Raw genomic sequence first — 19,850 nt, forward strand, 5'->3', positions numbered from 1 at the left:
TTGCGCGCCCATGAACGAGCTGGAATATGTGCCGGTGCCGGCATTCGAAGACAACTATATCTGGCTCGTCTCGGACGGCCGCGATGCGATCGCCGTCGACCCGGGTGAAGCCGCGCCGGTACGCCGTGTTCTTGCCGAACGCGGCTGGCGCTTGACCGCTATTTTACTCACGCACCATCACGCCGACCACGTCGGCGGTGTTGCGGCGCTGCGAGATGGCCAACCGGACGATGTGCCGCTGGTCGTTTATGGCCCGGCGGAAGAATCGATCGACGTGGTCACGCGCCCGCTCGCAGGCGGCGATCGCGTGACGCTCGGCGCACCGGCGCTTGCGTTCGACGTGCTCGACGTGCCGGGTCATACGCGCGGCCACATCGCGTATTTCCAGGCGGCCGGGCAGGGCGCGGCCACGCCTCACGTGTTCTGCGGCGATACACTGTTCTCATGCGGCTGCGGCCGCCTGTTCGAGGGCACGCCCGCACAGATGCTCGCGTCGCTCGACGCGCTCGCGGCGCTGCCCGGCGACACGCGCGTGCATTGCGCACACGAATACACGCTGTCGAACATCCGCTTCGCGCTCGCGTGCGAACCGGGCAATGCCGCGCTCACCGCGTGGCGCGACGATGCACAGGCGCTGCGCGCGCGCGGCGTGCCGACGCTGCCCACGACGATCGCGCACGAACGTGCCGTCAACCCGTTCATGCGGTCGGACAGCGCGGCCATTCATGCGACGCTCGAGGCCGAGCTGCACGAAACGGTGCCGGATCGACTGGCGGCATTCACGCTGATGCGCGAGTGGAAAAACCGGTTCCGATGACGATTTCCGGAGGACTCCAAACCTCAGGTAGCGTCTGTAAAAATTGCTGCAAATGTAGGATTTCGCTGAGTTTTCGGTGTTTTTATTGACGTGAAGCACGCACTTCCGTAGTATCGCCAGCAATTTCCAGCCGTCGGAAGCCGAGATTTTCATGCGACTTATATTGAGTGCGATGGTGGTCCTGCTGCTCGCCGCTTGCGCGAGCCAGGCCCCTGTCGCCAACAACGCCGCCGATTCGCAGGCGACGTCCAACTTTCTCCGTAAATCAGCCACCGCCAAAGAAACTGTCGACGTCGACAAGCAATCCGTCGGCGACCTGACCAGTGCCGACTCCGATCTCTGGGGCCGCATTCGCCGCGGCTTCCAGATGCCCGACCTGCAGACCGACCTCGTCGACATGCAGACGACCTGGTACACGCAACGTCCCGATTACGTGCAGCGCATGACCGAGCGCTCGCAGAAGTACCTCTATCACATCGTCGAGGAACTCGAGGCGCGCCACATGCCGACCGAGCTCGCGCTGCTGCCGTTCATCGAATCCGCATTCAATCCGCAGGCGCTGTCGGTCGCGAAGGCGGCCGGCATGTGGCAGTTCATGCCGGGCACGGGCCGCACGTACAACCTGAAGCGCAACATGTGGCAGGACGAGCGTCGCGACGTGCTCGCGTCGACGAGCGCCGCGCTCGACTACCTGTCGCGCCTGCATGACATGTTCGGCGACTGGTACCTGGCACTGGCCGCGTACAACTGGGGCGAAGGCAACGTGCAGCGCGCGATCGCGCGCAACCAGGCGGCCGGCCTGCCGACCGACTACCAGAGCCTGCGGATGCCGAACGAGACGCGCAACTACGTGCCGAAGCTGCAGGCGGTGAAGAACATCATCGCGAATCCGCAGCAGTTCGGCCTGACGCTGCCGGAGATCCCCAACCACCCGTATTTCGTGACGGTCACGACGGCGCGCGACATCGACGTGGCGGTGGCCGCGAAGCTCGCGAACCTGTCGCTCGACGAGTTCCGCTCGCTGAACCCGTCGTTCGCGAAGCCGGTGATCCTCGGCGCGACCGAGCCGCAGATCCTGCTGCCGTTCGACAACGCGGCGGCGTTCGAGAAGAACCTGAAGGCCTACAACGGCCAGTTGTCGACGTGGACCACCTATACGGTCAGCGAGCGCGCGCGCCCGGCCGCGATCGCCGAGAAGATCGGCGTGGACGCCGACACGCTGATGTCGGTCAACAAGATTCCGGCCGGCATGCGCCTGAAGCCGGGCTCGACGATCGTCGTGCCGCGCGGCGATGACGACGACGAGGACATCAGCGCGGACGTCGCGGAAAACGGCGTGCTCGCGATGGAGCCCGACGTGCCCGACACGCGCAAGATGCTGATCCGCGTGCGCCGCAAGCAATCGATGGCGGCGATCGCCGGCCGCTACGGCGTGTCGGTCGCGCAGCTGAAGGCATGGAACCGCACGCATCGCGATCTCGCGATGCCGGGCCAGGCGCTCGTGCTGCACGTGCCGGTCGGCCGCGCGGTGCCGGCCGAGCCGGGCCCGGAGCGGATCGCGACGTCGACCGCCGGCGCGCATATCGAGCGCGCGAGCCTGTCCGTCGGCGGCAAGTCGCGCGGCGCGAAGCACGGTGCCGCGAAGCCGGCGGCCCGCGCGGCCAAGGCCGCGCCCGCGAAGGCTGCACCGAAGGCCGCTGCGCACAAGGGCAAGAAGTAACGCGGCCGCGATCGTAGCGCGGCGGCCCGGCCGGGCCGCGCGATTGCGTTATCATCTGACGAAACGCGTAGCAACGCCGTCACCGAGGTGACGGCGTTTTCGTTTGTGCGCGGCAGCGCAGCCGCTGCTTCGCGGGGCCCGCAGTCACAAGGAGAAGCGATGTCGTCGGTGCAGGTGAGGGTGCTCGCGCTGTTTGCGGTCGGGTATTTCGTGTCGTACGTGTTCCGCGGCGTCAATCTCGGCTTCGCGCCGTTCGTCACGCACGAGCTCGGGCTGTCGGCCGCCGATCTCGGGCTGCTCACCAGTCTCTATTTCCTTGGCTTCGCCGGCGCGCAGATCCCGGCCGGCGTGCTGCTCGACCATTTCGGCCCGCGCCGCGTGACGGCCGGGATGCTGCTGTTCGCGGCAGCCGGCGCCGCCGTGTTCGGCATCGCGCACGACCTCGGCACGATGATGGTCGGCCGGCTCCTGATCGGCGTCGGCGTATCGGTGTGTCTCGGCGCGGCGTTCAAGGCGCTCGCGCAGCATTTTCCGGTCGGCCGGCTGCCGCTCGTCAACGGTCTCGTGATGGCCGTCGGCGGCCTCGGCGGCGTCGCGGTCGGCTCGCCGCTGACCTGGCTGCTCGGCGTGACGAGCTGGCGCGTGATCTGCGGCGGCCTCGCGGGCCTGACGATCGTCGTCGCGGCCGCGATCGGCTTCGGTGCGCCGGAAGTCGAGCGGCCGCGTCACCAGGGCGGGCTCGTCAGCCAATTCAAGGGCACGTGGCACATCCTGGGCAGCCGTGCGTTCTGGAAGATTTCGTCGTTCTCGATCGTCACGCAGGGCGTGTTCTACGCGATGCAGTCGCTGTGGGTCGGCCCGTACCTGCGCGACGTCGCGGGGTTCGATGCGCAGCACGCCGCGCGGCTCGTGTCGGTGCTCGGCTTCGCGATGATGGCGGGCTGCGTCGGCTTCGGCGCGGCGGCGCGCGTGCTCGAGCGCCGCGGGGTGTCCGTCCAGGCATTTTGCGGCATCGGCATGGCGCTGTTCGTCGCCACGCAGGCCGCGATCGTCACGCGCGTGCCGCTGCCGCCGGCCGTGCTGTGGGCGGCCTACGGGATGTTCGGCGGCGTCGGGATCCTGACCTACGCGGTGCTGGCCGGTCACTTCCCGGCGCATCTGATCGGCCGCGCGAATACGACGCTGACGCTCGTGATCTTCGTGCTGATCTTTGCGTTCCAGATCGGCATCGGCGCGGTGCTGTCGCACTGGCCGGCCGTCGACGGCCATTACCCGGCCGCCGCGCACGACACCGCGTGGAGCGTGCTGCTCGCGCTGCAGCTCGCGAGCGCGGTCTGGTACGTGTGGCCCGCGCGCAGCGCTGGCAAGCACGTTGATCCGGCGGTACGCTGACGGGGTAGGGCGGCTGCGGAAACAGGGCCGCAGCAACCAATATCGTGCGCGATTGCGCGCCTTCACGCGCGCCGCATGCACGATCGGACGGCCATATCGATTGAAGATAAGGTCATTTTCGGGCTATAATTTGAAAGTTTGTGCTGATCAACCTCGCACCCTAGCGCCTACCTCACTCATCCCGTTCATCCGCCGCACGCCGCCTGTCGGGCGATGCCGCGAAGCCTCGTGCGCCACGCGCCGGGTTCGCGTCTCGACAACACAGGTCGCGTCCAGCTAGCGATTCCGCGCGCCTACGCAGCGCGGCGCTCGCGCGGCAGGGTAAACAGGTCGGCAGCAGGGTGTTCCCCAAGGAGCCTCCCGTGTTGCCGTCTTTTTCTCCCGCCTTGCTTGCACTCGCCGACGGCACGGTCTTTCGTGGTTATTCGATCGGGGCCGAAGGCCACACGATCGGTGAAGTCGTGTTCAACACCGCGATTACCGGCTATCAGGAAATCCTGACTGATCCGAGCTACGCGCGTCAGATCGTCACGCTCACCTACCCGCATATCGGCAACGTCGGCGTCAACGCCGAAGACGTCGAAGCCACGAAAGTCCATGCCGCCGGCCTGATCATCCGTGATCTGCCGACGCTCGCATCGAACTTCCGCATGGACCGCACGCTCGGCGATTACCTGCGCGACGAAGGCGTCGTCGCGATCGCCGGCATCGATACCCGCAAGCTGACCCGTATCCTGCGCGACAAGGGCGCGCAGAGCGGCTGCATCCTGGCCGGCTCGGACGACGAGGCGAAGGCGATCGAGCTCGCGCGCTCGTTCGCGGGCCTCGCGGGCATGGACCTCGCGAAGGTCGTGTCGACCACGAAGTCGTTCGAGTGGAAGCAGACCGAATGGCGCCTCGGCAGCGGCTACGGCATGCAGGAAGCGCCGAAGTACCGCGTCGTCGCGTATGACTTCGGCGTCAAGTACAACATCCTGCGCATGCTCGCGGAGCGCGGCTGCCACGTGACGGTGCTGCCGGCCGAGGCGAGCGCGGCCGACGCGCTCGCGCTGAATCCGGACGGCATCTTCCTGTCGAACGGCCCCGGCGATCCTGAGCCGTGCGACTACGCGATCGCGGCCACGAAGCAGTTCATCGAGCGCGGCGTGCCGACCTTCGGCATCTGCCTCGGCCACCAGATCATGGGCCTCGCGGTCGGTGCGAAGACGCTCAAGATGAAGACGGGCCACCACGGCGCGAACCACCCGGTGAAGGATCTCGGCGACGGTCGCGTGGTGATCACGTCGCAGAACCACGGTTTCGCGGTCGACGCGGATTCGCTGCCGGCCAACGCGCGCGTGACGCACGTGTCGCTGTTCGACGGCACGCTGCAGGGCTTCGAGCTGACCGACAAGCCGGCGTTCTGCTTCCAGGGCCACCCGGAAGCGTCGCCCGGCCCGCACGACATCGGCTATCTGTTCGACCGTTTCACCGCACTGATGGACGCGGCGAAGCAGCGCAACGCCTGACGCAACTGAAGCAACCGAAGAACGGGAGATTCGCATCATGTTCGGCCACGCACTCGGCATCACGGATATCTGGACCTACGTGTTCGGCGTGATCTTCATCATCCTGCTGCCGGGACCGAACTCGATGTACGTGCTGTCGCTCGCGGCGCAGCGCGGCGTGAAGGCCGGCTATCGCGCGGCCTGCGGCGTGTTCGTCGGCGATACGGTGCTGATGGTGCTGTCCGCCGCGGGTGTCGCGTCGCTGCTGAAGGCGAACCCGCTGCTGTTCTCCGTCGTCAAGTACGGCGGCGCCGCGTATCTGCTCTACATCGGCGCCGGCATGCTGCGCAGCGCGTGGCAGAAGCTGCGCGCGCCGGCGAATGCGCCGGCCGAGGCAACGCCCGCGGTCGACGGCGAGCGGTCTTTCGACAAGCCGTTCCGCAAGGCGCTGATCGTGAGCCTCCTGAATCCGAAGGCGATCCTGTTCTTCATCTCGTTCTTCATCCAGTTCGTCGACCCGGCATTCCCGCATCCCGCGCTGTCGTTCGTCGTGCTCGGGGCGATCGCGCAATGCGCGAGCTTCCTGTACCTGAGCACGCTGATCTTCGCGGGCGCACGGCTCGCCGAGCATTTCCGCCGCCGCCGCAAGCTCGCGGCGGGCGCGGCGAGCAGCGTGGGCGGCCTGTTCATCGGTTTCTCGGTGAAGCTCGCGCTCGCCACCATGAGCTGAGCGCGGCCTGCCGACCGACGACAACGCCACGACAAAGATTACTTACTGAATTCACAAGCCATGCCAAAACGCACAGACATCAAAAGCATCCTCATCATCGGCGCCGGCCCGATCATCATCGGCCAGGCTTGCGAGTTCGACTATTCGGGCGCGCAGGCTTGCAAGGCGCTGCGTGAAGAGGGCTACAAGGTCGTCCTCGTGAACAGCAACCCGGCGACGATCATGACCGACCCGAACACGGCCGACGTCACGTACATCGAGCCGATCACGTGGGAAGTGGTCGCACGCATCATCGAGAAGGAGCGCCCGGACGCGATCCTGCCGACGATGGGCGGCCAGACCGCGCTGAACTGCGCGCTCGACCTGCACCACCACGGCGTGCTCGAGAAGTTCGGCGTCGAGCTGATCGGCGCGTCGCCGGAAGCGATCGACAAGGCGGAAGACCGCCAGAAGTTCAAGGAAGCGATGACCAAGATCGGTCTCGGTTCCGCGAAGTCGGGCATCGCGCACTCGATGGAAGAAGCGACCCAGGTGCACGCCGAGATCATGGCCGGCACCGGCGGCAGCGGCTACCCGGTCGTGATCCGTCCGTCGTTCACGCTCGGCGGCTCGGGCGGCGGCATCGCATACAACCGTGAAGAATTCGAAGAGATCTGCCGGCGCGGCCTCGACCTGTCGCCGACGCGCGAACTGCTGATCGAGGAATCGCTGCTCGGCTGGAAGGAATACGAGATGGAAGTCGTGCGCGACCGCGCCGACAACTGCATCATCGTGTGCTCGATCGAGAACCTCGACCCGATGGGCGTGCACACCGGCGACTCGATCACGGTCGCGCCGGCGCAGACGCTCACCGACAAGGAATACCAGATCCTGCGTAACGCATCGCTCGCGGTGCTGCGCGAGATCGGCGTCGACACGGGCGGCTCGAACGTGCAGTTCTCGATCAACCCGAAGGACGGCCGCATGGTCGTCATCGAAATGAACCCGCGCGTGTCGCGTTCGTCGGCGCTCGCCTCGAAGGCGACCGGTTTCCCGATCGCGAAGGTCGCGGCGAAGCTGGCGGTCGGCTACACGCTCGACGAGCTGAAGAACGAAATCACCGGCGGCCAGACGCCGGCGTCGTTCGAGCCGACGATCGACTACGTCGTCACGAAGATCCCGCGTTTCGCGTTCGAGAAGTTCCGCGAAGCCGATTCGCGCCTGACCACGCAGATGAAGTCGGTCGGCGAGGTGATGGCGATCGGCCGCACATTCCAGGAATCGTTCCAGAAGGCGCTGCGCGGCCTCGAAGTCGGCGTCGACGGTCTCGACGAGAAGTCGACCGACCGCGACGAGATCGCGATCGAGATCCACGAGCCGGGCCCGGACCGCATCTGGTACGTCGGCGATGCGTTCCGCATCGGCATGACGGCCGAGGAAATCTTCGCGGAAACCGCGATCGACCCGTGGTTCCTCGAGCAGATCGAGCAGATCATCCTGAAGGAAAAGGCGCTCGCCGGCCGCACGCTCGCGTCGCTGACGTTCGACGAGTTGCGCTTCCTGAAGCAGAGCGGCTTCTCCGACCGCCGCCTTGCGAAGCTGCTCGGCGCGACGCCGGAAGACGTGCGCCGCCGCCGCATCGAACTGAACGTGCGCCCGGTCTACAAGCGCGTCGACACCTGCGCGGCCGAGTTCGCGACCAAGACGGCCTACATGTACTCGACCTACGAGGAAGAGTGCGAGGCGCAGCCGACCACCAACAAGAAGATCATGGTGCTGGGCGGCGGCCCGAACCGGATCGGCCAGGGCATCGAGTTCGACTACTGCTGCGTGCACGCGGCGCTCGCGATGCGCGAGGACGGCTACGAAACGATCATGGTCAACTGCAACCCGGAAACGGTGTCGACCGACTATGACACGTCCGACCGCCTGTACTTCGAGCCGCTGACGCTCGAAGACGTGCTCGAGATCGTCGACAAGGAAAAGCCGGTCGGCGTGATCGTCCAGTACGGCGGCCAGACGCCGCTGAAGCTCGCGCTCGACCTCGAGGCGCACGGCGTGCCGATCGTCGGCACGTCGCCGGACATGATCGACGCGGCCGAAGATCGCGAACGCTTCCAGAAGCTGCTGCAGGACCTCGGCCTGCGCCAGCCGCCGAACCGCACCGCGCGCGCCGAAGACGAAGCGCTCGCGCTGGCGGCCGAAATCGGCTACCCGCTCGTCGTGCGTCCGTCGTACGTGCTGGGCGGCCGCGCGATGGAGATCGTCCACGAGCCGCGCGACCTCGAGCGCTACATGCGCGAGGCCGTGAAGGTGTCGAACGATTCGCCGGTGCTGCTCGACCGCTTCCTGAACGACGCGATCGAATGCGACGTCGACTGCATCTGCGACGGCGAAGCGGTGTTCATCGGCGGCGTGATGGAGCACATCGAGCAGGCGGGCGTCCACTCGGGCGACTCGGCATGCTCGCTGCCGCCGTACTCGCTGTCGAAGGAAACCGTCGCCGAGCTGAAGCGCCAGACGGGCGCGATGGCGAAGGCGCTGAACGTGGTCGGTCTGATGAACGTGCAGTTCGCGATCCAGCAGGTGCCGCAGGCGGACGGCTCGAAGCAGGACATCATCTACGTGCTCGAAGTGAACCCGCGCGCCTCGCGCACGGTGCCGTACGTGTCGAAGGCGACCAGCCTGCCGCTCGCGAAGATCGCGGCGCGCGCGATGGTCGGCCAGAAGCTCGCGCAGCAGGGCGTGACGAAGGAAGTCGAGCCGCCGTACTTCAGCGTGAAGGAAGCCGTGTTCCCGTTCGTCAAGTTCCCGACCGTCGACCCGGTCCTCGGGCCTGAAATGCGTTCGACCGGCGAAGTGATGGGGGTTGGCCAGACGTTCGGCGAAGCGCTGTTCAAGTCGCAGCTCGCGGCCGGTTCGCGCCTGCCGGAGTCGGGCACGGTGCTGCTGACCGTGATGGACGCGGACAAGCCGAAGGCGGTCGAAGTCGCGCGCATGCTGCACGACCTCGGCTACCCGATCGTCGCGACCAAGGGCACGGCTGCCGCGATCGAAGCGGCCGGCGTGCCGGTGAAGGTCGTGAACAAGGTGAAGGACGGCCGTCCGCACATCGTCGACATGATCAAGAACGGCGAGATCGCGCTCGTGTTCACGACGGTCGACGAGACGCGCCAGGCGATCGCCGATTCGCGTTCGATCCGCATGAGCGCGCAGGCGCACAAGGTCACGTACTACACGACGATGTCCGGCGCGCGCGCGGCCGTCGAAGGCCTGCGCTACCTGAAGGATCTGGAAGTCTATGATTTACAAGGTCTTCACGCTCGCCTAAACTAAGCAGTCAGTTACCTGTCGAAGCAACACGTGCCGCGATTAAGCGGTGTTTCCGGTTCACCGGAAATACGTTTAATCGCGGTGATTTTTTTTATAGCCGTTTTTAGCGATTGAGCCGTTTATGAGCACCATTCCGTTGACAAAGCGTGGCGCAGGGCAACTGCGCGATGAATTGCAGCGCCTCAAGTCCGTCGAGCGGCCGGCCGTGATCAACGCGATCGCGGAGGCCCGCGCACAGGGCGATCTGTCCGAAAACGCCGAATACGACGCCGCGAAGGAAAAGCAGGGCTTCATCGAGGGTCGCATCGCGGAACTCGAATCGAAGCTGTCCGCCGCGCAAGTCATCGATCCGACCGTGCTCGACGCCGACGGTCGCGTGGTGTTTGCCGCGACGGTCGAACTCGAGGATCTCGAGTCGGGCGACACCGTCAAGTATCAGATCGTCGGCGACGACGAAGCCGATATCGATCACGGCCTGATCTCGGTCAGCTCGCCGATCGCACGTGCGCTGATCGGCAAGTCCGAAGGCGACGTCGCGGCCGTGCAGGCGCCGAGCGGCGTGCGCGAGTACGAAATCATCTCGGTCAGCTACATCTGAAGCGGGGCGACGTGATGCCGCATCGCGTGTTCCGTCTGCTGTCGGCCGTGTGGGTCGGCAGCCTGCTGACGATCGGGTATGCGGTCGCGCCCGTGCTGTTCAAGACGCTGGAGCGGGTGACGGCCGGCTCGGTCGCCGCCCAGCTGTTCCGCATCGAGGCGATCCTCGGTGTCGTATGCGGCGTGCTGCTGCTCGCGCTGTCGAACCAGCAGGTGCGGCGCGGCAGCGGCGATTATCGTCGCGTGCGCTGGATCGTCGCGGCGATGGTCGCGTGCGTGCTGGTCGGGTATTTTGCGTTGCAGCCGTTCATGAACGCGCTGCGGGTGGCCGCGATGGAGGCGGGCACCGATATCGCGAACTCGCCGTATGCGAGCCGCTTCGGGATGCTGCACGGCGTCTCGAGCCTGTTCTATCTTGTCGAGAGCGTGCTGGGGCTGATGCTGATCTGGCGTCTGCCGGCGCAAGACGCCTGATTGGCCTGAGCGCCGCACCGGCAGTGCAGCACGGGGTGCCCCGTGCCGCGCGGCAGGATTACTTGCCCTGGTGCGGCCGCTTCGTGCTGGCCTGACGCTTTTTCGCGCGCTTCACCGTGCCGCCTGCCGTCACGCGCTCGTTGCCGCGCACCGTGACTTTCACCGGCTTCGGACGGCGCACGGGGCTCGCGTTCGGCGACACCTTGACGACCTTGACGGTGCGCGGTGCACGGCCTTTCTTGTCGTCGACGGCTTCGGCCGCGCTCGGCAGCGTGCCGGCACGACGGCCGCGGGCCGGGGTCGCCACGGCGGCCTCGGGCTTCCAGATCACCAGCAGCTTGCCGATGTGCTGGATCGGCGCCGCGTTCAGGCGGTCGCAGATCTCGTCGTAAATGGCGACGCGCTCGTCGCGCTCGTCACCGAACACACGGATCTTGATCAGCTGGTGCGCGGCGAGGTGCACCTTGATTTCCTTCAGCACGGCGTCGGTGAGCCCTTCGGCGCCGATCAGCACGACGGGCTTGAGCGCATGGGCCTGGGAGCGCAGCGCGGAGCGCTCGGCGGGAGAAAGCGAAAGGGCGGGCATGGAAATGTCGAAATCTAAATAGGGGCGCGCTGCGTCAGAAACGAATCGCGGGAAGTTACCGCATCAGCCGCGCGCCGAAACCACGTAAAATCGCGGCTTGGGCCCGGAAGGGGCCGCAGCCGCGCGAAGAAGACGCGTATTATCCGCCAAAAGCACGGCTTCACGAAGCAAATAGCAGCAATCTCTCTCTCGAATGGCAAAAAACCGCTTTAACCAGCACTGGCTGCACGACCACATCAACGACCCGTACGTCAAAATGGCGCAGCGGGAGGGCTATCGCGCGCGCGCCGCGTACAAGCTGAAGGAAATCGACGAGCAGGACAAGCTGATCCGTCCGGGCCAGGTGATCGTCGACCTCGGCGCGACGCCGGGCAGCTGGAGCCAGTATGCCCGCAACAAGCTCGCGCAGGGCAAGAAGCGTGACGCGGAGCGCGAAGGCGGCATCGACGGCACGATCGTGGCGCTCGACATCCTGCCGATGGAGCCGATCGCCGACGTCCATTTCCTGCAGGGCGACTTCCGCGAGGACGCCGTCCTCCACCAGCTCGAAGAAGTGCTCGAAGGTCGCTCGGTGGACCTTGTTATTTCCGACATGGCCCCCAACCTCTCCGGCGTGGCCTCGGCGGACGCGGCGCGCATCGAGCATCTGTGCGATCTGGCGCTCGAATTCGCGCAGAATCATCTGAAGCCGGACGGTGCGCTGCTCGTGAAGTGCTTTCACGGCAGCGGCTACAGCCAGATCGTCGAAAAGTTCAAACAGCAGTTTAAGACTGTCGCGCCGCGCAAGCCGAAGGCGTCCCGCGACAAATCGTCCGAAACGTTCATTTTGGGTCGGCATCTGAAGCATCCGCGGTGACGCGGAGCGGGGTGCCGCAAACGGGCTCCGGCCCTTGCCAGACAAGCGAAGCGCTATCGCGGCGGTTGTCAATCCTTATGGCAGGGGTGGTCGGACTGGATTAGAATGACCGAGGAGCGCCGCAAGGAAAATGTAGGCGCTCGTCTACGAGTGAAGGAGTGGTGCTTTGAACAACAATATGTTTTCGAAGGCAGCAGTGTGGCTGGTGATCGCACTGGTGCTGTTTACGGTGTTCAAGCAGTTCGACAAGCCCCGCGTCCAGGAAGGTGTGTCCTATTCGCAGTTCATGGACGACGCCAAGAACGGCAAGGTCAAGAACGTCATCGTTCAGGGGCGCAACCTCACCGTCACTCCGGCTGATGGCCAGAAATACCAGATCGTGTCGCCCGGCGACATCTGGATGGTCGGCGATCTGATGAAGTACGGCGTGCAGGTCAGCGGCAAGGCCGACGACGAGCCGAACGCGCTGATGTCCGCGCTGTACTACCTCGGGCCGACGATCCTGATCATCGTGTTCTGGTTCTACATGATGAGGCAGATGCAGGGGGGCGGCAAAGGCGGCGCATTCTCGTTCGGGAAATCGCGTGCGCGGCTGATCGACGAGAACAACAACGCGGTGAACTTCTCCGACGTCGCAGGCTGCGACGAAGCGAAGGAAGAAGTGTCCGAGCTCGTCGACTTCCTGCGCGACCCGCAGAAATTCCAGAAGCTGGGCGGTCGCATTCCGCGCGGCGTGCTGCTCGTCGGCCCTCCGGGTACCGGCAAGACGCTGCTCGCCCGCGCGATCGCCGGTGAAGCGAAGGTGCCGTTCTTCAGCATCTCGGGTTCCGACTTCGTCGAAATGTTCGTCGGCGTCGGCGCGGCCCGTGTGCGCGACATGTTCGAACAGGCGAAGAAGCACGCACCGTGTATCGTGTTCATCGACGAAATCGACGCGGTCGGCCGTCATCGCGGCGCCGGCATGGGCGGCGGCAACGACGAGCGCGAGCAGACGCTGAACCAGATGCTGGTCGAGATGGACGGCTTCGAAGCGAACTCGGGCGTGATCGTGATCGCCGCGACCAACCGTTCCGACGTGCTCGACAAGGCGCTGCTGCGTCCGGGCCGTTTCGACCGCCAGGTCTATGTCGGCCTGCCGGACATCCGCGGCCGCGAGCAGATCATGCGCGTGCACCTGCGCAAGGTGCCGATCGCGAACGACGTCGACGCAGCGGTCATCGCGCGCGGCACGCCGGGCTTCTCGGGCGCCGATCTCGCGAACCTCGTGAACGAAGCGGCGCTGTTCGCCGCCCGCCGCGGCAAGCGCATCGTCGAGATGCAGGATTTCGAGGACGCGAAGGACAAGATCTTCATGGGTCCGGAGCGCAAGTCGGCGGTGATTCGCGAGGAAGCGAAGCGCGCGACGGCTTACCACGAGTCGGGCCACGCGGTGATCGCGAAGCTGCTGCCGAAGGCCGACCCGGTCCACAAGGTCACGATCATTCCGCGCGGTCGCGCGCTGGGCGTCACGTGGCAGCTGCCGGAGCATGACAACGAGACGTACTCGAAGGATTACCTGCTCGACCGCCTGGCGATCCTGTTCGGCGGCCGCGTGGCCGAGGAGCTGTTCCTGAACCTGATCAGCACCGGCGCGTCGGACGACTTCAACAAAGCGACGCAGACGGCACGCGCGATGGTGGCCCGTTTCGGCATGACCGACGCGCTCGGACCGATGGTCTACGTCGACGACGAGAGTGACAACGGCCCGTTCGGCCGCGGCTTCACGCGCACGATCTCGGAAGCGACGCAGCAGAAGGTCGACGGCGAAATCCGCCGCGTGCTCGACGAACAGTACGGCCTTGCACGCCGTCTGCTCGAAGAGAACCGCGACAAGGTGGAGGCAATGACGGCCGCGCTGATGGAGTGGGAAACGATCGACGCCGATCAGATCAACGACATCATGGAAGGGCGTCCGCCGCGCTCGCCGAAGAGCTCGCCGGCTGTCGGCGGCGATTCGTCGGGCGGCGGCACCGCCGCCGAAGTGAAGCCCGGCAACGCACCGGCGCCTGCTTCGCCGGCCTGACCTCCGCCGTAGCACCGTTCACGGGCTGGTGTGGCTTCACACCGGCCCGTTTTGCATTCATCAACGCCTCCCGCCCGTGTCCGATTCCGCTGTTTCAGCATCCATTCCCGCGCCGCTCCAGTGCGGCCGTTTCTCCCTGACGTTCGAACGCCCACTCGTGATGGGCATTCTCAACGCCACCCCCGATTCGTTCTCCGACGGCGGCCGCTTCCTCGCGCGCGACGATGCGCTGCGTCAGGCCGAGCGGATGATCGCCGAAGGTGTCGACCTGATCGACATCGGCGGCGAGTCGACGCGTCCCGGCGCGCCGCCCGTGCCGCTCGACGAGGAGCTCGCGCGCGTGATCCCGCTGGTCGAAGCGTTGCGGCCGCTGAACGTGCCGCTGTCGATCGACACCTACAAGCCGGCCGTGATGCGCGCGGCGCTCGCTGCCGGCGCGGACCTGATCAACGACATCTGGGGTTTCCGTCAGCCTGGCGCGATCGATGCGGTGCGCGAGGGCAACAGCGGGCTGTGCGCGATGCACATGCTCGGCGAGCCGCAGACGATGCAGGTCGGCGAGCCCGATTACGGCGACGTCGTGAGCGACGTGCGCGATTTTCTCGCCGCGCGCGCACAGGCGCTGCGCGACGCGGGCGTCGCGCCGGAACGGATCTGCGTCGATCCGGGCTTCGGGTTCGGCAAGGCGGTGGTCGACGACAACTACGCGCTGCTGGCCGCTTTGCCGGATACGGCGCCGGCGCGGCCCGACGGGCGCGCGTATCCGATTCTCGCGGGCATGTCGCGCAAGTCGATGCTCGGCGCGGTGATCGGCGGCAAGCCGCCGATGGAACGCGTCGCGGCAAGCGTGGCGGCCGCGTTGTGCGCGGTCGGGCGTGGAGCTGCGATCGTGCGCGTGCACGACGTCGCGGCGACGGTCGATGCATTGAAGGTCTGGAACGCCGTGCGCGAAGCCGCGCGGCAACGATAAGTCAGAAAGACGAAGGAGGAAGGTTCGCCATGGGACGTCGATATTTCGGCACGGACGGCATTCGCGGCACGGTGGGCGACGCGCCCATCACGCCTGATTTCGTGTTGCGTCTCGGCTATGCAGCCGGCAAGGTACTGGCCGGTGCGGCCGACGTCGCGGCGGGTGCACGGCCGACGGTACTGATCGGCAAGGACACGCGCGTGTCGGGCTACATGCTCGAGGCCGCGCTCGAGGCCGGCTTCTCGGCGGCCGGGGTCGACGTGATGCTGGCCGGCCCGATGCCGACGCCGGGCGTCGCGTATCTGACGCGCGCGCTGCGCCTGTCGGCCGGCGTCGTGATCAGCGCATCGCACAACCCGTACCAGGACAACGGGATCAAGTTCTTCTCCGCCGACGGCAACAAGCTGCCCGACGATACCGAGGCCGAGATCGAGGCATGGCTCGACAAGCCGCTCGAATGCGCATCGTCGGACCGGCTCGGCAAGGCGCGCCGCCTCGACGATGCGGCCGGCCGCTACATCGAGTTCTGCAAGAGCACGTTCCCGGCCGCCTACGATCTGCGCGGGCTGAAGCTCGTGATCGACTGCGCGCACGGCGCCGCGTACCAGATCGCGCCGCACGTGTTCCACGAACTCGGCGCGGAAGTGATCCCGATCGGCGTCGCGCCGAACGGCTTCAACATCAACGACGGTGTCGGCGCCACCGCGCCTGATGCACTGGTGCGCGCGGTGCGGGCGAACCATGCGGACCTCGGCATCGCGCTCGACGGCGATGCGGACCGCCTGCAGGTCGTCGATTCGACCGGCCGGCTGTACAACGGCGACGAGCTGCTCTACGTGCTCGTGAAGGACCGGATCGCGACGGCCGGCAAGGTCGACGGCGCGGTCGGCACGCTGATGACGAACCTCGCGGTCGAGGTCGCGCTGCAGCGTGAGGGCGTGGCGTTCGTGCGCGCGGCGGTCGGCGACCGCTACGTGCTCGAACAGTTGCGCGAGCGTGGCTGGCAGCTCGGCGCGGAAGGCTCGGGCCACATCCTGTCGCTCGACCGCCATTCGACCGGCGACGGCATCGTGTCGGCGCTGCTCGTGCTGGCCGCGCTCAAGCGCAGCGGCCGCACGCTCGCGCAGATGCTCGACGGCGTCACGCTGTTCCCGCAGAAGCTGATCAACGTGCGGATGAAGCCGGGCGCCGACTGGAAGGGCAACGCATCGATTCGCGCGGCGATCGACGCGGCCGAAGGCGCGCTGGCCGGTCACGGCCGCGTGCTGATCCGCGCGTCGGGCACCGAGCCCGTGCTGCGCGTGATGGTCGAGGCCCGGCATGCGGCCGACGCGACGCGTCACGCGGAAGCGATCGCCGACGCGGTGCGCGCGGCGACGGCCTGAACCGGCTCGGTGACGGCGCGCGACGGTCCGGCCGGGTGCGCGCCGCCGCTCCGGTGATTCGACATGCGGCGCCTGCGGGCGCCGCAATTCGTCAGACGCAAAGGTTTGCGCTATTAGATAGAAGGCGATTTCGACGCGGATTTCGTCTGATCAAATAAATCCTCCGACCCTGAATCGTGACCGCTGCGGCAAGGGGGCTTTCCGGTCCGCTTGCGCTGCGATACGATCCGCTCGCACCCCGTATCGGCGGGTGCCGATCTGCCTTCTCCTGACCGGCAATTCTTGCCGCCGATCCCGCCGCGCCGCGCTTGTGCGGCTGCCCGAACCGGGCCCGCCACACCCTTTCAACCAGTCATGTTACTGTCACGCCAGTTTCATCGATTGTCACATTATCGTCATGAGGAGCCCCTAACCTTCGCGGTGCCGTAGTCATCCGCTCACACACTGGAGGTCTCATGAAATTGATGCAAACCGCGATTGCCGGCCTGGCTGGCGCGCTTTTCGCAGTCGCCGCGCAAGCTGCCGACATCACGGGCGCAGGCAGCACGTTCGCGATGCCGATCTATACGAAATGGGCTGCGGACTACCAGCAGTCCGGCGGCGCGAAGGTGAACTACCAGGGTATCGGCTCGTCGGGCGGCCTGAAGCAGATCGTCGCGAAGACGGTCGATTTTGCCGGTTCGGACGCGCCGCTGAAGGATGACGAACTCGCGAAGGAAGGCCTGTTCCAGTTCCCGACGGTGGTTGGCGGCGTGGTGCCGGTGATCAACGTGCCGGGCGTGAAGGCTGGCGAACTGACGCTGTCGGGCCCGGTGCTCGGCGACATCTACCTCGGCAAGATCAAGAAGTGGAACGACCCGGCGATCGCCGCGCTGAACCCGAAGGTCAAGCTGCCGGATACCGACATCGCGGTCGTTCGCCGCGCTGACGGCTCGGGCACGAGCTTCATCTGGACGAACTACCTGTCGAAGGTCAACGACGAATGGAAGTCGAAGATCGGCGAAGGCACGACGGTCAACTGGCCGACGGGCACGGGCGGCAAGGGCAACGACGGCGTCGCGGCGTTCGTGCAGCGCCTGCCGGGCGCGATCGGCTACGTCGAGTGGGCGTACGCGAAGAAGAACAGCATGATCTACACGGCCCTGAAGAACTCGACGGGCACGGTGGTCGAGCCGAAGACCGAAACGTTCAAGGCCGCTGCCGCAGGCGCGAACTGGTCGAAGTCGTTCTACCAGATCCTGACGAACCAGCCGGGCAAGGAAGCATGGCCGGTCGTCGGCGCGACGTTCGTGCTGCTGCACGCGAAGCAGGAAAAGCCGGAGCAGGGCGCCGAAACGCTGAAGTTCTTCAGCTGGGCGTTCAAGAACGGCGAGAAGGCCGCCGACAGCCTCGACTACATCTCGCTGCCGGCATCGGTCGAGACGGAAATCCGCAAGCAGTGGAAGACGAAGGTGACGGACGGATCGGGCAAGCCGGTCGCCGCAGAGTAAGCCATCCAGCGGTTCGCTGCCCGGTCGTGCCGGCCGGGCAGTGTGTGCGGTAAGGCCGGGCGTTACGGCGCCCGGCGATCCAGAACAGGCGCCCATGTCTGATATTTCGTACACGTCCTCCCGGTCCGCCGACGCCGCGTCGCAACGCGCGCCGAGCCGTCTCGGAGACGTTCTGTTCGGTGGCCTCGCCCGGCTCGCCGCGATCGTGACCCTGCTGCTGCTGGGCGGGATCATCGTTTCCCTCATCATTGCGTCGCTGCCGACCATCCAGAAGTTCGGCCTCGGCTTCCTGTGGCAATCCGAGTGGGATCCGAACTCGGATATCTACGGCGCACTCGTGCCGATCTACGGCACGATCGTGACGTCGATCATCGCACTCCTCATCGCGGTGCCGGTCAGCTTCGGCATCGCGCTGTTCCTCACCGAACTGTCGCCCGTATGGCTGCGCCGCCCGCTCGGCATCGCGATCGAGCTGCTCGCCGCGATTCCGTCGATCGTGTACGGCATGTGGGGCCTGCTCGTGTTCGCGCCGATCTTCGCCGAATACTTCCAGAAGCCGATCGGCCGCCTGTTCAAGGACGTGTGGGTGATCGGCCCGCTGACGTCCGGCGCGCCGATCGGTATCGGCATCCTCGCGGCCGGCGTGATCCTCGCGATCATGATCATCCCGTACATCGCATCGGTGATGCGCGACGTGTTCGAAGTCACGCCCGTGCTGCTGAAGGAATCGGCGTACGGGATCGGCTGCACGACGTGGGAAGTGATGTGGAAGGTCGTGCTGCCCTATACGAAGACCGGCGTGATCGGCGGCGTGATGCTCGGCCTCGGCCGCGCGCTCGGCGAAACGATGGCCGTGACCTTCGTGATCGGCAACACGAACCTGCTCGACAGCGTGTCGCTGTTCGCGCCGGGCAACAGCATCACGTCGGCGCTCGCGAACGAATTCGCGGAAGCGCAACCGGGCCTGCATACGTCCGCCCTGATGGAACTGGGCCTGATCCTGTTCGTGATCACGTTCATCGTGCTGTCCATCTCCAAACTGCTGCTGCTTCGTCTCGAGAAGGGAGAGGGCAAGAAATGAGCGAGCCCATCATGAATTTCCCGGGGCCGAACGGCGCCGCGCTCGACGCGATGCGCAACCGCCTGCAGCGCAAGCGCAAGGTGACCAACGCGATCGCGCTGACCGCGTCGCTCGCTGCGATGGCATTCGGCCTGCTGTGGCTGGTGTGGATTCTCTACACGACGGTGCATCTTGGTGTCGGCGGCCTGTCGCTGCAGCTGTTCACCGAATCGACGCCGGCACCGAACACCGAAGGCGGCGGCCTGGCGAACGCGATCGTCGGCAGCCTGCTGCTGTGCGGTTTCGGCACGCTGGTCGGCACGCCGATCGGCATCCTCGCGGGCGTCTATCTCGCCGAATACGGCCAGAAGAACCTGCTGGCGAGCACGATCCGCTTCATCAACGACATCCTGCTGTCGGCACCGTCGATCGTCATCGGCCTGTTCGTGTACGCGATCGTCGTCGCGAAGTCGGGGCGCTTCTCGGGCTGGGCCGGCGTGATCGCGCTCGCGCTGCTGCAGATTCCGATCGTGATCCGCACGACCGAGAACATGCTGAAGCTCGTGCCGAACGCGCTGCGCGAAGCAGCCGTCGCGCTCGGCACGCCGAAGTGGCGCATGGTGCTGAAGATCACGCTGCGCGCGTCGGTCGGCGGGATCGTGACGGGCGTGCTGCTCGCGATCGCGCGAATCGCCGGCGAAACGGCGCCGCTGCTGTTCACGGCCCTGTCGAACCAGTTCTTCTCGGTCGACATGAGCCAGCCGATGGCCAACCTGCCCGTCACGATCTACAAGTTCGCGATGAGCCCGTTCGCCGAATGGCAGTCGCTCGCATGGGCGGGCGTGTTCCTGATCACGCTCGGGGTGCTCGGACTCAACATCCTGGCGCGCTCGATCTTCTCGAAAAAGTAAC

General features: G+C 66.1%; 16 protein-coding genes. 15 read left to right on the plus strand and 1 reads right to left on the minus strand.

Annotated features, from left to right (window positions below; genetic code table 11):
- The first annotated feature begins 10 nt into the window (after window positions 1-10).
- The 8 genes from gloB to U4Y91_RS09620 all read left to right on the plus strand — a co-directional run bounded on the left by gloB (window position 11) and on the right by U4Y91_RS09620 (window position 10,529).
- On the plus strand, window positions 11-817 hold the full coding sequence (gloB, locus tag U4Y91_RS09585) for a hydroxyacylglutathione hydrolase (protein ID WP_321804865.1): 807 nt from the start codon (window positions 11-13) through the stop codon (window positions 815-817).
- A 151-nt stretch (window positions 818-968) separates the two neighbouring features.
- Window positions 969-2,537 carry a transglycosylase SLT domain-containing protein gene (locus U4Y91_RS09590; RefSeq protein WP_321804866.1) on the plus strand — a complete coding sequence of 523 codons (1,569 nt, stop codon included), beginning with the start codon at window positions 969-971 and terminating at the stop codon, window positions 2,535-2,537.
- A gap of 159 nt (window positions 2,538-2,696) precedes the next feature.
- Complete coding sequence (locus U4Y91_RS09595) at window positions 2,697-3,929, plus strand: MFS transporter (protein ID WP_321804867.1); 1,233 nt, start codon at window positions 2,697-2,699, stop codon at window positions 3,927-3,929.
- A gap of 362 nt (window positions 3,930-4,291) precedes the next feature.
- Window positions 4,292-5,437 (plus strand): glutamine-hydrolyzing carbamoyl-phosphate synthase small subunit, encoded by a 1,146-nt coding sequence (carA, locus tag U4Y91_RS09600; RefSeq protein ID WP_321804868.1) that lies wholly within the window; start codon window positions 4,292-4,294, stop codon window positions 5,435-5,437.
- Window positions 5,438-5,474: 37 nt separating this feature from the next.
- Window positions 5,475-6,146, plus strand: a complete 672-nt coding sequence (gene leuE / locus U4Y91_RS09605; RefSeq protein WP_321804869.1) for a leucine efflux protein LeuE — start codon at window positions 5,475-5,477, stop codon at window positions 6,144-6,146.
- Window positions 6,147-6,206: 60 nt separating this feature from the next.
- Entirely contained in the window at window positions 6,207-9,461 is a 3,255-nt protein-coding gene (carB, locus tag U4Y91_RS09610; protein ID WP_321804870.1) for a carbamoyl-phosphate synthase large subunit, read from the plus strand.
- 118 nt (window positions 9,462-9,579) lie between these two features.
- Window positions 9,580-10,056: a transcription elongation factor GreA gene (gene greA, locus U4Y91_RS09615; protein ID WP_014897431.1), complete on the plus strand. Its 477-nt coding sequence runs from the start codon at window positions 9,580-9,582 to the stop codon at window positions 10,054-10,056.
- Between the two features lie 14 nt (window positions 10,057-10,070).
- Window positions 10,071-10,529, plus strand: coding sequence for a DUF4149 domain-containing protein (locus tag U4Y91_RS09620; RefSeq protein ID WP_321805081.1), 459 nt, complete (start codon window positions 10,071-10,073; stop codon window positions 10,527-10,529).
- Window positions 10,530-10,587: 58 nt separating this feature from the next.
- On the opposite strand, the gene U4Y91_RS09625 is transcribed toward U4Y91_RS09620, so the two are convergent.
- Window positions 10,588-11,115, minus strand: coding sequence for a YhbY family RNA-binding protein (locus U4Y91_RS09625; RefSeq protein WP_321804871.1), 528 nt, complete (start codon window positions 11,113-11,115; stop codon window positions 10,588-10,590).
- A gap of 193 nt (window positions 11,116-11,308) precedes the next feature.
- On the opposite strand from U4Y91_RS09625, the gene U4Y91_RS09630 reads away from it, so the two are divergent.
- The 7 genes from U4Y91_RS09630 (at window position 11,309) to pstA (ending at window position 19,849) form a co-directional block, all read left to right on the plus strand.
- Window positions 11,309-11,971, plus strand: coding sequence for an RlmE family RNA methyltransferase (locus U4Y91_RS09630; RefSeq protein ID WP_321804872.1), 663 nt, complete (start codon window positions 11,309-11,311; stop codon window positions 11,969-11,971).
- 166 nt (window positions 11,972-12,137) lie between these two features.
- Complete coding sequence (gene ftsH, locus U4Y91_RS09635; protein WP_321804873.1) at window positions 12,138-14,033, plus strand: ATP-dependent zinc metalloprotease FtsH; 1,896 nt, start codon at window positions 12,138-12,140, stop codon at window positions 14,031-14,033.
- Between the two features lie 28 nt (window positions 14,034-14,061).
- A complete protein-coding gene (folP, locus tag U4Y91_RS09640) occupies window positions 14,062-15,003 on the plus strand; it encodes a dihydropteroate synthase (protein ID WP_321804874.1) in 942 nt (313 codons plus the stop codon).
- 29 nt (window positions 15,004-15,032) lie between these two features.
- The gene (glmM, locus tag U4Y91_RS09645; RefSeq protein WP_321804875.1) at window positions 15,033-16,388 is read left to right on the plus strand and encodes a phosphoglucosamine mutase; all 1,356 of its coding nucleotides are present in this window, start codon (window positions 15,033-15,035) and stop codon (window positions 16,386-16,388) included.
- 455 nt (window positions 16,389-16,843) lie between these two features.
- Window positions 16,844-17,878, plus strand: coding sequence for a phosphate ABC transporter substrate-binding protein PstS (gene pstS / locus U4Y91_RS09650; protein WP_321804876.1), 1,035 nt, complete (start codon window positions 16,844-16,846; stop codon window positions 17,876-17,878).
- A 94-nt stretch (window positions 17,879-17,972) separates the two neighbouring features.
- On the plus strand, window positions 17,973-18,959 hold the full coding sequence (gene pstC, locus U4Y91_RS09655; protein WP_321804877.1) for a phosphate ABC transporter permease PstC: 987 nt from the start codon (window positions 17,973-17,975) through the stop codon (window positions 18,957-18,959).
- Entirely contained in the window at window positions 18,956-19,849 is an 894-nt protein-coding gene (pstA, locus tag U4Y91_RS09660) for a phosphate ABC transporter permease PstA (RefSeq protein ID WP_321801445.1), read from the plus strand. The genes pstC and pstA overlap by 4 nt, the downstream gene beginning before the upstream one ends.
- The last annotated feature ends 1 nt before the right edge of the window (window position 19,850 follow it).

Source organism: Burkholderia sp. BCC1993 (assembly GCF_905339865.1).
Lineage (GTDB): Bacteria > Pseudomonadota > Gammaproteobacteria > Burkholderiales > Burkholderiaceae > Burkholderia.

Bases quoted from the DNA above. Each gene is read 5' to 3' on its own strand.
- gloB (WP_321804865.1), top strand. From the start codon at position 11: ATGAACGAGCTGGAATATGTGCCGGTGCCGGCATTCGAAGACAACTAT.
- U4Y91_RS09590 (WP_321804866.1), top strand. From the start codon at position 969: ATGCGACTTATATTGAGTGCGATGGTGGTCCTGCTGCTCGCCGCTTGC.
- U4Y91_RS09595 (WP_321804867.1), top strand. From the start codon at position 2,697: ATGTCGTCGGTGCAGGTGAGGGTGCTCGCGCTGTTTGCGGTCGGGTAT.
- leuE (WP_321804869.1), top strand. From the start codon at position 5,475: ATGTTCGGCCACGCACTCGGCATCACGGATATCTGGACCTACGTGTTC.
- carB (WP_321804870.1), top strand. From the start codon at position 6,207: ATGCCAAAACGCACAGACATCAAAAGCATCCTCATCATCGGCGCCGGC.
- greA (WP_014897431.1), top strand. From the start codon at position 9,580: ATGAGCACCATTCCGTTGACAAAGCGTGGCGCAGGGCAACTGCGCGAT.
- U4Y91_RS09620 (WP_321805081.1), top strand. From the start codon at position 10,071: ATGCCGCATCGCGTGTTCCGTCTGCTGTCGGCCGTGTGGGTCGGCAGC.
- U4Y91_RS09625 (WP_321804871.1), bottom strand. From the start codon at position 11,115: ATGCCCGCCCTTTCGCTTTCTCCCGCCGAGCGCTCCGCGCTGCGCTCC.
- U4Y91_RS09630 (WP_321804872.1), top strand. From the start codon at position 11,309: ATGGCAAAAAACCGCTTTAACCAGCACTGGCTGCACGACCACATCAAC.
- glmM (WP_321804875.1), top strand. From the start codon at position 15,033: ATGGGACGTCGATATTTCGGCACGGACGGCATTCGCGGCACGGTGGGC.
- pstS (WP_321804876.1), top strand. From the start codon at position 16,844: ATGAAATTGATGCAAACCGCGATTGCCGGCCTGGCTGGCGCGCTTTTC.
- pstC (WP_321804877.1), top strand. From the start codon at position 17,973: ATGTCTGATATTTCGTACACGTCCTCCCGGTCCGCCGACGCCGCGTCG.
- pstA (WP_321801445.1), top strand. From the start codon at position 18,956: ATGAGCGAGCCCATCATGAATTTCCCGGGGCCGAACGGCGCCGCGCTC.